Below are 11,837 nucleotides of genomic sequence, written 5' to 3'. Positions count from 1 at the left end.
TAATCTTTATTAATAAAATTTGAAAAAAGAACTGTTCCTAAAATAATGACCCCCCCTATTAATGTTTTAGGGCTAGGAATTTCATCTAAAAGAATAGAAGCAAGGATAATTGCATAAAAAGGTTCTAAGCAAAAAATTACACTTGAAGTTTGGGCTTTGATATTTTTAAGAGCCTCGATAGCTAAAGTATGTGCAAAGGCTGTAAATATTATTCCTAATAGAGCAATTAAAATTACTTCTTTAAAAGGAACAGTTTCTTTAGCCACAAGAAGATAGTAAGGGGCTAATATCATCACCACAGATAGTTGCTCATATAGAGATACTATAAGACTAGAATATTTTTTTACTACTTTTCTGTTACCAATTGCAAAAAGAGCATAAACAAATCCAGAAACAATCCCCCAAAAAGCTCCAACTGTATCAGAGTTTGAAATATCAAAGTTAGGGATGACAAAAGCGACTCCTACAAAAGCTAGAAAAGCTATGAAGATATTTTTTAAAAGTAATTTTTCTTTAAAAAATAAAGGTTCAAGAAAAGTCACAAAAATAGGAAAAGTTGAAAAAGTCAAAAGTCCTATTGCAACAGTTGAAAGCTTTATAGAATAGAAAAAAGTTAGCCAGTGGAGAGCCAGAATAGCTCCAAGAGAAAATAGGAAATAAAGATCTTTTTTATTTTCTACGGCAATAGATTTTTTTTGAAAATTTAAAAAACTTCCAAGAGATAAAAAAGAAAAAACACTTCTTCCTAAAATAAGAGTAAAAATGGAAACTGTTGTTAATTTTCCAAATAAACCAGAGAATCCCAATAAAAAAACAGCGAAATGAACTTGTAATAAACTTTTAATATTTGCCTTCATAAAATCTCCTTAAAAAATATTTTAATTAATTTTATGAAAAATTAAGAAAAATGTCAATAAAAGTATCGGGAAATAAGTGTTGACAAATAATACTTTCTAATGCTATAATAAAATGCTAAAAAATGCACACTGATTATTTCTAAACTTGGTGCCAAAATGGTTGTTTAGTTTTGAGATCGGTGGACGGCATAACCAAAAAACAATATTTAGGAGGAAAAAAATGGCAGTAGTAACAATGAAACAATTACTTGAGTCTGGAGTACATTTCGGACACCAAGCAAAAAGATGGAATCCAAAAATGGCAAAATATATCTTCACAGAGAGAAATGGAATCCATGTAATCGATTTACACAAATCTTTAAAGAAAATTGAAGAGGCTTACGAAGTAGTAAGAGAAATATCTGCAAACGGAGGAAACTTCTTATTTGTAGGAACTAAAAAACAAGCTCAAGAAGCTATGAAAGAACAAGCTGAAAGATCTGGAATGTACTATGTAAACAACAGATGGCTTGGTGGAATGTTAACAAACTTCCAAACTATCAAAGGAAGAATAGCTAGACTTAAAGAATTAACAAAAATGGACCAAGATGGTACTTTAGATACAGCTTACACTAAAAAAGAAGCAGCTAACTTAAGAAAAGAGTTAGAAAAATTAAATAAAAACTTAGCAGGAATCCAAGATATGCCAGGAGTACCAGCAGCTTTATTCGTAGTAGACGTTAAAAAAGAAGCTCTTGCTGTTGCTGAAGCAGCTAACTTAGGAATCCCAGTAATAGCTATGATCGACACTAACGTAGATCCAGACAACATTACTTACCCAATTCCAGCAAACGATGACGCTATAAGATCAGTAAAATTAATGTCTACATTAGTTGCTAACGCAATAATCGAAGGAAGACAAGGGTCTGAAGAGAAAGTAGAAGAAGTATCTACTGAAACTACAACTGAAGAAGTAGTAGAAAACGGATCAGCAGAATAAGAAAATTTGAAAAAATTTTTTAAGGAGGATAAAATAGTATGGAAATCACAGCTAAAGCAGTAAAAGAATTAAGAGAAATGACTGGTGCTGGAATGATGGATTGTAAAAAAGCACTTAAAGAAACAGATGGAGATATGGATAAAGCAATAGACTACCTAAGAGAAAAAGGAATGGCTAAAGCAGTTAAAAAAGCAGGAAGAGTAGCAGCTGAAGGATTAATATTCGACGGTGTTTCTGCAGACCATAAAACAGCTGTTGTTATAGAATTTAACGCTGAAACAGACTTCGTTGCTAAAAACGACGAGTTCAGAAACTTCGGAAAAACTTTAGTAGAAGTTGCATTAACTACAAAAGCTATGACAGTAGAAGAGTTAAAAGCTGAAGTATTAGCAGATGGAAGAACTGTAGAGCAAGCTCTAGTTGAATTAATCGCTAAAATCGGAGAAAACATGAACATCAGAAGAATGGAGAAAGTTGTTGCAGAAGGATTTGCTACTACTTATAACCATCTTGGTGGAAAATTAGGAGTAATCATCGAATTAGATGCTGAAATGACTCCAGAAAGATTAGAAAGAGCGAAAGGAATAGCTATGCACGTTGCAGCTATGAACCCTAGTTTCTTAAACTCAACTCAAGTTACAACTGAAACTTTAGAGCACGAGAAAGAAATTGCTAGAAAACAATTAGAAATGGAAGGAAAACCAGCTAAAATAATCGAAAATATCTTAGTAGGAAAAATGAAAAAATTCTATGAAGAAAATTGTTTAGTAAACCAAGTTTATGTAAGAGCAGAAAACAAAGAAACTGTAGAGGAATTTGCAGGAGATATGAAAGTTGTTTCTTTCACAAGATATAAAGTTGGAGAAGGAATTGAGAAAAAAGTAGAAGATTTCGCAGCAGAAGTTGCAGCTCAAATTAAAGGATAGTACTTCTTAAGAAAAAACAATTAGGGGATGCAAAATGCATCCCTATTTTTTTAAATAATAACTGGAGGGGAGAATGGAACCTGTATATAAGAGAATATTGTTAAAATTAAGTGGAGAAGCATTAATGGGAGACCAAGAATTTGGAATAGATTCTAAAGTGATAACTTCCTATGCAAGACAGATTAAAGAGATTGTGAATCTAGGAGTAGAAGTTGCAGTAGTTATAGGTGGAGGAAATATTTTCAGAGGTCTTTCAGGAGAAGAAATTGGAATAGATAGAGTTACAGGAGATCATATGGGAATGTTAGCCACTATGATAAACTCATTAGCTCTTCAAAATGCTATTGAAAAACTAGGAATACCAACTAGAGTTCAAAGTGGAATAGAAATGCCAAAAGTTGCTGAGCCATTTATTAAAAGAAGAGCTCAAAGACACTTAGAAAAAGGAAGAGTTGTAATATTTGGAGCTGGAACAGGAAACCCATATTTTACAACAGATACAGCTGCTGTATTAAGAGCTATCGAAATAAATGCTGATGTAGTTGTAAAAGCTACAAAAGTAGATGGAATATATGATAAAGATCCAGTTAAATATTCTGATGCAGTAAAATATGAGACAATTACATATACAGAAGTATTAAATAAAAATTTAAAAGTTATGGATGCTGCTGCAATATCTCTTTGTAGAGATAATAAACTTCCATTAATTGTATTTGATTCTTTAGTAGAAGGAAATATAAAGAAAGTAGTAATGGGAGAAAAAATAGGAACAGTAGTAGTTTAATATTAAGGAGGAAATTTATGAGTAAAGATTTACTAATGAAAGAATGTAAAGAAAGAATGGAAAAAACAATAGAAGCTACAAAACATAAATTTGCTGGAATCAGAGCAGGAAGAGCAAGTGTAGCTATGCTAGATGGAATAAAAGTAGAGCAATATGGTTCTTTAATGCCATTAAATCAAATAGGAACAGTATCAGCTCCAGAAGCTAGATTATTAGTTATTGATCCTTGGGATAAATCAGTTATACCATCTATCGAAAAAGCTATAATGACAGCAAATTTAGGATTAAATCCTAATAATGATGGTAGAGTTATAAGACTTATGGTACCAGAATTAACAGCTGACAGAAGAAAAGAATATGTAAAACTAGCTAAAAAAGAAGCTGAAGAGAGCAAAGTAGGAGCTAGAAACATAAGAAAAGAAATAAATAATAGTCTTAGAAGACTTCAAAAAGCTGAAGAACTTACTGAAGATGAATTAAAAGTTGCTGAGGATGAAGTACAAAAATTAACAGACAAAGCAATAAAAGAAATTGATTCTTTATTAGCATTAAAAGAAAAAGAAATTACAACAGTTTAAAAAATTTCTTGCATATATTTTTAGTTGAGAGTATAATAAGGATGTTCCTGATAGATTTTTTTATCTGAAAGAGAACTGAAAATAAATAATTTGGAGGGTTTTGATGTTACAAGGAAAAGTTAAATGGTTTAACAAAGAAAAAGGATTTGGATTTATCACTTCAGAAGAAGGAAAAGATTATTTTGTACATTTTTCAGGGATTGTAGGAGAAGGATTTAAAAATCTTGAAGAAAATCAATCTGTTAGCTTTGAAGTAGAAGAAGGAGCTAAAGGACCAATAGCTGTTAAAGTAACAGTAAAATAATTGTAAAGACTTTGTCTTTTGTTAAAAAGATTAAAACTGCCTTTTGGCAGTTTTTTTTATAATTTTTTTAAAGAAAGATGAGAGGGCTTTTTTAGTTGCAAAATTTTAAATAAATGATATACTATAATATAATAAAATTCAAGGAGGCTCAAATGAAAGGTATCATAACAGTACTAGGAAAAGATAAAGTTGGAATTATAGCAAAAGTATGTGAATTTTTATCTAAAAAAAATATTAATATTTTAGATATATCACAAACAATAGTAAATGGTTACTTTAATATGATGATGATAGTAGATATGACTGGTGCAACTGATTCTATGGAAGTTGTAGCAGATGGATTGGAAGAAATAGGAAAAGAATTAGGTGTAGTTATAAACATACAACACGAAGATATTTTTAATTGTATGCATCGTATATAAATTTTTTGAAGAGGAGAAAGATATATGATTTCTAAAGTGGAGATACAAGAGACTAATGCTATGATAGATCAAGCAAATCTTGATGTTCGTACAATAACTATGGGGATAAGCTTAATGGATTGTGCTGATTCTGATATCAATAGATTTAATGAAAAAATATATAAGAAAATAACGACTTATGCTAAAGATTTAGTAAAGGTTGGGGATGAAATAGCTAGACAATTTGGGGTTCCTGTTGTTAATAAAAGAATATCAGTTACACCGATAGCAATAGCAGCAGCAGGATGTGATACAGATTCTTATGTAAGTGTTGCTAAAACACTTGATAGAGCTGCAAAAGATTGTGGAGTAAACTTTATAGGAGGATTTTCTGCTCTAGTTCATAAAGGATATACAAAAGCTGATAAAATTTTATTAGATTCTATTCCTCAAGCATTGAATGAAACTGAAAGAGTTTGTTCTTCAGTAAATGTAGGAACTTCTAGAAATGGAATAAATATGGATGCTGTAAAGAGAATGGGAGAAATAGTAAAAGAAACAGCTGAATTAACAAAAGATAGAGAATGTATAGGATGTGCAAAATTTGTTGTATTCTGTAATGCGGTTGAAGATAATCCATTTATGGCTGGGGCTTTTCATGGAGTAGGGGAAGCTGACTGCGTCATAAACGTTGGGGTAAGTGGACCAGGGGTTGTAAAGAAAGCGTTAGAATCAGCAAGAGGAGCAGATTTTGAAACTCTTTGTGAGGTTGTAAAGAAAACAGCATTTAAAATAACAAGAGTTGGACAATTAGTTGCTCAAGAAGCAGCAAAAAGATTGGGAGTTCCATTTGGAATAATAGACTTATCTTTAGCACCAACACCAGCAGTAGGAGACAGTATAGGTGAGATTTTTCAAGAGATGGGATTAGAGCAACCAGGAGCACCAGGAACAACAGCAGCTCTTGCAATGCTTAATGATAATGTAAAAAAAGGTGGAGTAATGGCTTCATCTTATGTAGGTGGATTAAGTGGGGCTTTTATACCTGTAAGTGAAGACCATGCCATGATACATGCTGCTGAAATAGGAGCTTTATCTCTTGAAAAATTAGAAGCAATGACTTGTGTTTGCTCAGTTGGATTGGATATGATAGCTATTCCAGGTGATGTATCAGCAGCTACTATTTCAGGAATAATAGCGGATGAGGCAGCAATAGGGATGGTAAATAACAAAACAACAGCTGCAAGACTTATTCCTGTAATAGGAAAAAAAGTAGGAGAAACAGTAGAGTTTGGAGGACTTTTAGGTCATGCACCTATTATGGAAGTGAATAAATTTAAATGTGAAGACTTTATAAAAAGAGGTGGAAGAATCCCTGCTCCTATTCATAGTTTCAAAAACTAAAATAAGGAGGAAATAATGTTAATATTGGGAATAGAAACATCATGTGATGAAACTTCAATAGCCATAGTAAAAGATGGAAAAGAGGTTTTATCAAATTATATCTCTTCTCAGATTGCTATACACAAAGAATATGGTGGTGTTGTTCCAGAGATAGCTTCAAGACATCATATAAAAAATATAGCAACTATTTTGGAAGAGAGTTTAACAGAAGCAAAAGTTACATTAGATGACATTGATTATATAGCTGTGACATATGCACCAGGACTTATAGGGGCTTTATTAGTAGGAGTATCTTTTGCTAAAGGATTATCTTATGGGAAAAATATACCTTTAGTTCCAGTTCACCATATAAAAGGACATATCTATGCTAATTTATTAGAAAATAATGTAGAGTTTCCTTGTATAGCTTTAGTTGTATCAGGAGGACATACGAATATTATTCATATTGATGAGAAACATAATTTTACTAATTTAGGTGGAACTTTAGATGATGCAATTGGAGAAAGTTATGATAAGGTTGCTAGAGTTTTAGGAATAGGATATCCTGGAGGACCTGTTGTAGATAAAATGTATTATGAAGGAAATCCAGAATTTTTAAAAATAACTGAACCAAAAGTTGACGGATATAATTTTAGTTTTTCAGGGATAAAAACTGCTGTTATTAATTATGTCAATAAGATGAAAATGAAAGGGGAAGAGTTTAAACCAGTTGATTTAGCAGCTTCTTTCCAAGGAACAGTTGTTGATATTCTTTGTAAAAAAGTTTTAAAAGCTTGTGAAGATAAAGGTGTAAAACATATTATAATAGCTGGTGGAGTTGCGGCAAATTCTCTTTTAAGAAGTGAACTAAAAAGAAGAGGAGCTGAGCAAGGAGTAGAGGTTTCATATCCAAGTATGAAACTTTGTACAGATAATGGGGCTATGATAGCTGCAGCGGCATATTATAAGTTAAAGAAAGGTTATATTCCAGAAAAAAATCTTACTTTAAATGGAATAGCAACTCTTCCAATAGATAAAGAGATATGGTAAAATTAAGTGTGGTCTATAAACCACACTTTTTTAAGTTAATACTAGGAGGAGGATATAATGATGCTTAAATCAAAAAGTCCACTATACTATCAGTTAGCTAATATAATTTTAAATGAAATTAAAGAAAAGAAATTAAAAGGAGATGAAAAAATTCTTACAGAAAGGGAATACTGTGAAAAATATAATATAAGCAGAGCAACTGTAAGGCAAGCTATCTCGTATTTAGAACAAAAAGGATACATATATAAAATTCAAGGAAAGGGAACATTTGTTTCTCCTCAAATGATGAAACAAAAATTATTAAAGTTTTATAGTTTTACAGAAGAAATGAAAAAGCAGGGGAAAGAGCCAAAATCTAAAATTCTATCTTTTAAAGAACAAAAAGCAGATGAAAAAATTTCAAAAGAGTTAAAAATAGAAAAAGAGGATTCTGTTTATGAATTGATAAGACTTAGAATAGCTGATGAAGAGGCTGTGATGTATGAAAAGACATATATACCTGCTAGTAAATTAAAGGGACTTAATAAAAAAGAATTGTCAAATTCACCTTTATACGATATTTTTCAAAGTAAATATAATATAGTTTTTAGTAAAGCAGTGGAGAGATTTTCTACAATAAAATCAGATAAAAAAATTTCAAAATCTCTATCTATTTTAGAGGATAGCCCTATTATAAAATTACAAAGATGGACTTATACAGGGATGGAAATAATAGAATATACAATCAGTTATGTTCGTGGAGACAGATTTGAATTTGAAGTAGAATTAAAAGAGGATTAAAAAAAGCTAGAAGTTTTACTATATTCTAATATCTTAGATATAGTTTAAACTATCTAGCTTTTTTATTTACTCAAAATCTGATTTTTTTATCATACCAATAAATTCTTTTCTATTTTTTAAAAATTGTAATTCTCTTTTTAAACCTCTTTCATTAAAAATTCTCATTATAGGCAATAAAAATCCAGCTACAATACCAGCAGAAAAACCATTATTGTATAGATTTAATCCACCGTGAAGTCCACCTATATTGGTAACTATAGTAAGATGTAACCAACCAGCTAGAATACCCCAAAAAGGACCGAAGATACCAGCAATAGGGGCTAGAGATGTACCGAAAAGTCCAGAAAGAACAATAGTAAAAATATCATTATGGATAGTTGAAACTCCAGATAAAATAACACCAATAAGTATAGGGGCAGTATTAAATGGAGTTTTACCATGAGCAGCAAAGCCAACTACAGTGAAAATACCGGCAAGTATAGGACCATTTAGTGTTTGACCTAGGCTAAGAGCAAAAAGCATTGCTAAAAAGCCCATAAGCCCCATATTAACAAATGTAACTCCATACCCATATGAAGCAACAAAATCTACTTCTAATCCACTTGATTTAACAAGCTCTTTATATCCTGAAAAAGAGTTGCTATTTATATAAAAACCGACTATTATAAGTATCAAGAAAATAATACTACAACAAATTTGTAAAATACTATTATATTGAGTTGAAAGTATTTTTCTTGAAGCTACATTAAAATCATAAGCTTTTAAAATACAATTAAGAACTAGCCCAAGAATACCAGCTGTAAATCCCAAATTGTAAAGGTTGTATCCTTCATGAAATCCTTTCATTTTTTTTGCTAAAGGAGAGATTATAAATCCTATTATAATTCCTAGAGTAATACCATTTATATAAGAAAATTCAAATGTATTAGTTCTGAAAGCGACTTCACTTATAAAAGGAGCTAGAGCTGTGGCAAATGATACAGGTAAATAAATATCTTTAAATGGAATGTGATCATATTTACTAAAAAGAATACCACCAATATAGATGGGTAAAATATTTAAGATATTTTTTCCAAAAAATGAAAAACCAAATATAGTAAATAAAGATGCTAGAGTCATTCCTTTAATTTCAATATTTAAAAATCTAATTATAAAATAATTAAATCCAAGAATTAGTAGAGCATTTGAAAAGCCAGCACTAATTCCACCAACCATTAAAAAATCTGTGATAAGTCCAGCCTGAGAAGTAAGGATATAGGAAAAACCTTGGAAAAAATTTTCTTTCAGCTTAAAACTGCCATAGATCAAAAGAAAAATAACAAAAAGAGAAATTAGAAAAATTCCTAATTCAAAAGCCCGAAGTTTACGTTTTGCTTGTAAGTTATCCAATAAATCCTCCTCAAATTTTATAATAAAAAATAATCTTAATACATTATTAAAATTATACAGTATTTTTCCTATAAATTACAATGCTTTTTTTAAAAGTATGATAAAATAATAATAAAAGTATTAGGAGTAAAAATGAATTGGTTTGTTTATATTTTAAGATGTAGTGATGGATCTTTATATACAGGAATTACTAATAATTTAGAAAAAAGATATAATGATCATTTAAATAAAAAAGGTGCAAAATATACAAAAAGTCATTTAGTTATAAAATTAGAAATATTTTTTGAAGTAAAAAATAAAAGCGAAGCAAGTAAATTAGAATATAAAATAAAAAAATTGGATAAAAAATCTAAAGAAAATTTAATAAAATTTAAAAAATTTTTAGATGAATAATAAAAAAAATAAAAAAATTTAAAAATAAAGTCATTGAAATTAAAAGAAAAAATTAAAAAAACGTTTTTTCTTAGAAAAAAACTGTTGACAGAATAAGTAATATGTGGTATTATTATTCTTGTCTTGAGGGAGACGAAAACAAAATCGACGAACTTAAGAATGCCTGGATGGCGGAACAGGTAGACGCACAGGACTTAAAATCCTGTGGTATCTTGATACCGTGCCGGTTCGATTCCGGCTCTAGGCACCACATCGCGGGGTAGAGCAGTTGGCAGCTCGTCGGGCTCATAACCCGAAGGTCATAGGTTCAAATCCTATCCCCGCCACCAAAAATTAAATATTCAGTGTTACAGTAAGATATGCGGGAATAGCTCAGTTGGTAGAGCGTCAGCCTTCCAAGCTGAATGTCGCGAGTTCGAACCTCGTTTCCCGCTCCAAGATATGCGTCATTAGCTCAGTAGGTAGAGCACACGACTTTTAATCGTGTTGTCACTGGTTCAAATCCAGTATGACGCACCATCTAATTAATAGATGTGTCTGTAGCTCAGCTGGATAGAGCAACGCCCTTCTAAGGCGTGGGTCAGGGGTTCGAATCCCTTCAGACACGCCATCAATAAAATATTCTTAACACAAATGAGTACGTATGGATCTATAGCTCAGCTGGTTAGAGCACTCGGCTCATAACCGAGTGGTCATTGGTTCGATTCCAATTAGATCCACCATTTTTGCCCCGTTCGTTCAACGGTTAGGACATCAGATTTTCACTCTGGAAACAGGGGTTCGATTCCCCTACGGGGTACCATATGTGCTGGAGAGCTATCCTAATTGGTAAGGAATCGGTCTTGAAAACCGACGCCGTAAGGCTTCAGAGTTCGAGTCTCTGGTTCTCCGCCATTTTTTTTTAAGAATTAAAATTCAAAATTTAATATTTATTAGTTGGCCAGATAGCTCAGTCGGTAGAGCAGGGGACTGAAAATCCCCGTGTCGGTGGTTCGATTCCGCCTCTGGCCACCACAATTTTATAGAAGGCGATGTCGCCAAGTGGTAAGGCAGAGGTCTGCAAAATCTCCACCACCAGTTCGAATCTGGTCGTCGCCTCCAATTCGATAATTTAACTGTCTTGAAGAAGACAGTTTTTTTATATATTTTTTTAATTTCTTTGGAGGAATTATTATGAAAAAAATTAGAGTTACTGTTCCTGAAGATATTTGGCGTATGATGAAAAACGATACAGAAGACTTTAAAATTAATAATAATAGACTTTGTAATTATATTTTGGAGCAATTAAAATACAAGAAAGAAATAGATATTGAGAAAGATTTAGAAACCCAAGGAAGACCTTTAAAGAAAATAATTCAATTCGATTTAAATGTTGCTAACAAAGAAATTTATTATGATGTTTTAAAAGAAAATGGTGTTGATATTGAAGCTGAATTTTTCAGAGAACTTTTTGAAAAATATTGTTCAAAATTTAAATATATAAGAGAACTTTTTGTTTTTCAAGATACAGTAAAAAAAATTCTTGATGCTATAAAAGAGAAAAAAAAGTTAAAAATAAAGTTTGGGGCTGTTTTAACTACTGTTGAACCATATTTTATAAAAAGAGATGAACAAGGGGATGAAAATTATCTTTTTTGTTACTGTGATATAGAAAAAACTTATCATAACTACAAATTAAAAGATTTGGAAGTTATATCTATATTAGAGGAAAAAATAAAAGGTAAAGATAAAAAATATATTGAAAGTGTTAGAAAAAGATTTGACCCATTTTTAGGAAATGGAAACTTTGTAAAAGTCCAACTTACTGAGGAAGGACAAAAACTTTTAAAAGGTTTAACAAACTACCGTCCTAGACTTGTTGAAAAAAATGATAATATTTATGTTTTTGAGGCTTCCAATGAAAATGCTAAACTATATTTTAGACAATTTTCTAAAGAGGCTATTATATTAGAACCTCTTGAACTTAGAGAAGAGATGAAAAAAGATTTTTTAGAGGCTCTTAAAAATTATTAA

General features: G+C 31.1%; 13 protein-coding genes and 10 tRNA genes. 21 read left to right on the top strand and 2 right to left on the bottom strand.

From position 1 onward, the window contains the following. On the bottom strand, window positions 1-857 hold an 857-nt coding region (locus tag Q1J48_RS06575; RefSeq protein WP_300362093.1), incomplete at its 3' end, for a DMT family transporter. A gap of 220 nt (window positions 858-1,077) precedes the next feature. On the opposite strand from Q1J48_RS06575, the gene rpsB reads away from it, so the two are divergent. The 9 genes from rpsB (at window position 1,078) to Q1J48_RS06530 (ending at window position 8,042) form a co-directional block, all read left to right on the top strand. Next, window positions 1,078-1,836 (top strand): 30S ribosomal protein S2, encoded by a 759-nt coding sequence (rpsB, locus tag Q1J48_RS06570; protein WP_300328626.1) that lies wholly within the window; start codon window positions 1,078-1,080, stop codon window positions 1,834-1,836. Window positions 1,837-1,874: 38 nt separating this feature from the next. Next, window positions 1,875-2,762, top strand: a complete 888-nt coding sequence (gene tsf / locus Q1J48_RS06565) for a translation elongation factor Ts (RefSeq protein ID WP_300328630.1) — start codon at window positions 1,875-1,877, stop codon at window positions 2,760-2,762. 73 nt (window positions 2,763-2,835) lie between these two features. Continuing rightward, the gene (pyrH, locus tag Q1J48_RS06560) at window positions 2,836-3,546 is read left to right on the top strand and encodes a UMP kinase (RefSeq protein WP_300328633.1); all 711 of its coding nucleotides are present in this window, start codon (window positions 2,836-2,838) and stop codon (window positions 3,544-3,546) included. 17 nt (window positions 3,547-3,563) lie between these two features. Beyond that, window positions 3,564-4,124, top strand: a complete 561-nt coding sequence (gene frr / locus Q1J48_RS06555) for a ribosome recycling factor (RefSeq protein WP_300328636.1) — start codon at window positions 3,564-3,566, stop codon at window positions 4,122-4,124. A gap of 103 nt (window positions 4,125-4,227) precedes the next feature. Further along, window positions 4,228-4,428, top strand: coding sequence for a cold-shock protein (locus Q1J48_RS06550; protein ID WP_300328638.1), 201 nt, complete (start codon window positions 4,228-4,230; stop codon window positions 4,426-4,428). A 152-nt stretch (window positions 4,429-4,580) separates the two neighbouring features. Beyond that, complete coding sequence (locus Q1J48_RS06545) at window positions 4,581-4,850, top strand: ACT domain-containing protein (protein ID WP_300328641.1); 270 nt, start codon at window positions 4,581-4,583, stop codon at window positions 4,848-4,850. 24 nt (window positions 4,851-4,874) lie between these two features. Further along, window positions 4,875-6,233 (top strand): PFL family protein, encoded by a 1,359-nt coding sequence (locus Q1J48_RS06540; protein WP_300328644.1) that lies wholly within the window; start codon window positions 4,875-4,877, stop codon window positions 6,231-6,233. 15 nt (window positions 6,234-6,248) lie between these two features. Beyond that, complete coding sequence (tsaD, locus tag Q1J48_RS06535) at window positions 6,249-7,262, top strand: tRNA (adenosine(37)-N6)-threonylcarbamoyltransferase complex transferase subunit TsaD (protein ID WP_300328647.1); 1,014 nt, start codon at window positions 6,249-6,251, stop codon at window positions 7,260-7,262. Between the two features lie 57 nt (window positions 7,263-7,319). Then, window positions 7,320-8,042: a GntR family transcriptional regulator gene (locus tag Q1J48_RS06530; protein WP_300328650.1), complete on the top strand. Its 723-nt coding sequence runs from the start codon at window positions 7,320-7,322 to the stop codon at window positions 8,040-8,042. Between the two features lie 66 nt (window positions 8,043-8,108). Here the strand turns inward: Q1J48_RS06530 and Q1J48_RS06525 are convergent, their stop codons facing one another. After that, a complete protein-coding gene (locus tag Q1J48_RS06525; protein ID WP_300328652.1) occupies window positions 8,109-9,431 on the bottom strand; it encodes a DUF1576 domain-containing protein in 1,323 nt (440 codons plus the stop codon). 132 nt (window positions 9,432-9,563) lie between these two features. Between Q1J48_RS06525 and Q1J48_RS06520 the strand changes: the two genes are divergently transcribed. From Q1J48_RS06520 to Q1J48_RS06465, 12 genes are all read left to right on the top strand, one after another. After that, window positions 9,564-9,824 carry a GIY-YIG nuclease family protein gene (locus Q1J48_RS06520; protein WP_300328655.1) on the top strand — a complete coding sequence of 87 codons (261 nt, stop codon included), beginning with the start codon at window positions 9,564-9,566 and terminating at the stop codon, window positions 9,822-9,824. A gap of 161 nt (window positions 9,825-9,985) precedes the next feature. Next, window positions 9,986-10,074 (top strand) — tRNA-Leu (locus Q1J48_RS06515). 3 nt (window positions 10,075-10,077) lie between these two features. Further along, window positions 10,078-10,153, top strand: a tRNA-Met gene (locus Q1J48_RS06510). Window positions 10,154-10,185: 32 nt separating this feature from the next. Continuing rightward, window positions 10,186-10,261, top strand: a tRNA-Gly gene (locus Q1J48_RS06505). A 6-nt stretch (window positions 10,262-10,267) separates the two neighbouring features. After that, window positions 10,268-10,343, top strand: a tRNA-Lys gene (locus Q1J48_RS06500). Between the two features lie 14 nt (window positions 10,344-10,357). Continuing rightward, window positions 10,358-10,434, top strand: a tRNA-Arg gene (locus tag Q1J48_RS06495). Window positions 10,435-10,469: 35 nt separating this feature from the next. Then, window positions 10,470-10,546: transfer RNA gene (locus tag Q1J48_RS06490), tRNA-Ile, on the top strand. 5 nt (window positions 10,547-10,551) lie between these two features. After that, a tRNA-Glu gene (locus tag Q1J48_RS06485) sits at window positions 10,552-10,626 on the top strand. A gap of 8 nt (window positions 10,627-10,634) precedes the next feature. Further along, a tRNA-Ser gene (locus Q1J48_RS06480) sits at window positions 10,635-10,718 on the top strand. A gap of 44 nt (window positions 10,719-10,762) precedes the next feature. Beyond that, window positions 10,763-10,838, top strand: a tRNA-Phe gene (locus Q1J48_RS06475). A gap of 13 nt (window positions 10,839-10,851) precedes the next feature. Continuing rightward, a tRNA-Cys gene (locus Q1J48_RS06470) sits at window positions 10,852-10,925 on the top strand. Window positions 10,926-10,997: 72 nt separating this feature from the next. After that, complete coding sequence (locus Q1J48_RS06465) at window positions 10,998-11,837, top strand: WYL domain-containing protein (RefSeq protein ID WP_300331976.1); 840 nt, start codon at window positions 10,998-11,000, stop codon at window positions 11,835-11,837.

Origin of the sequence: Fusobacterium sp. (assembly GCF_029258315.1) — a bacterium.
Classification (GTDB): domain Bacteria; phylum Fusobacteriota; class Fusobacteriia; order Fusobacteriales; family Fusobacteriaceae; genus Fusobacterium_B.
This window is presented reverse-complemented; position numbering and strand designations above follow the sequence as displayed.

Coding starts and splice junctions, on each gene's coding strand:
- rpsB (WP_300328626.1), top strand. CDS start 1,078: ATGGCAGTAGTAACAATGAAACAATTACTTGAGTCTGGAGTACATTTC.
- tsf (WP_300328630.1), top strand. CDS start 1,875: ATGGAAATCACAGCTAAAGCAGTAAAAGAATTAAGAGAAATGACTGGT.
- pyrH (WP_300328633.1), top strand. CDS start 2,836: ATGGAACCTGTATATAAGAGAATATTGTTAAAATTAAGTGGAGAAGCA.
- frr (WP_300328636.1), top strand. CDS start 3,564: ATGAGTAAAGATTTACTAATGAAAGAATGTAAAGAAAGAATGGAAAAA.
- Q1J48_RS06550 (WP_300328638.1), top strand. CDS start 4,228: ATGTTACAAGGAAAAGTTAAATGGTTTAACAAAGAAAAAGGATTTGGA.
- Q1J48_RS06545 (WP_300328641.1), top strand. CDS start 4,581: ATGAAAGGTATCATAACAGTACTAGGAAAAGATAAAGTTGGAATTATA.
- Q1J48_RS06540 (WP_300328644.1), top strand. CDS start 4,875: ATGATTTCTAAAGTGGAGATACAAGAGACTAATGCTATGATAGATCAA.
- tsaD (WP_300328647.1), top strand. CDS start 6,249: ATGTTAATATTGGGAATAGAAACATCATGTGATGAAACTTCAATAGCC.
- Q1J48_RS06530 (WP_300328650.1), top strand. CDS start 7,320: ATGATGCTTAAATCAAAAAGTCCACTATACTATCAGTTAGCTAATATA.
- Q1J48_RS06520 (WP_300328655.1), top strand. CDS start 9,564: ATGAATTGGTTTGTTTATATTTTAAGATGTAGTGATGGATCTTTATAT.
- Q1J48_RS06465 (WP_300331976.1), top strand. CDS start 10,998: ATGAAAAAAATTAGAGTTACTGTTCCTGAAGATATTTGGCGTATGATG.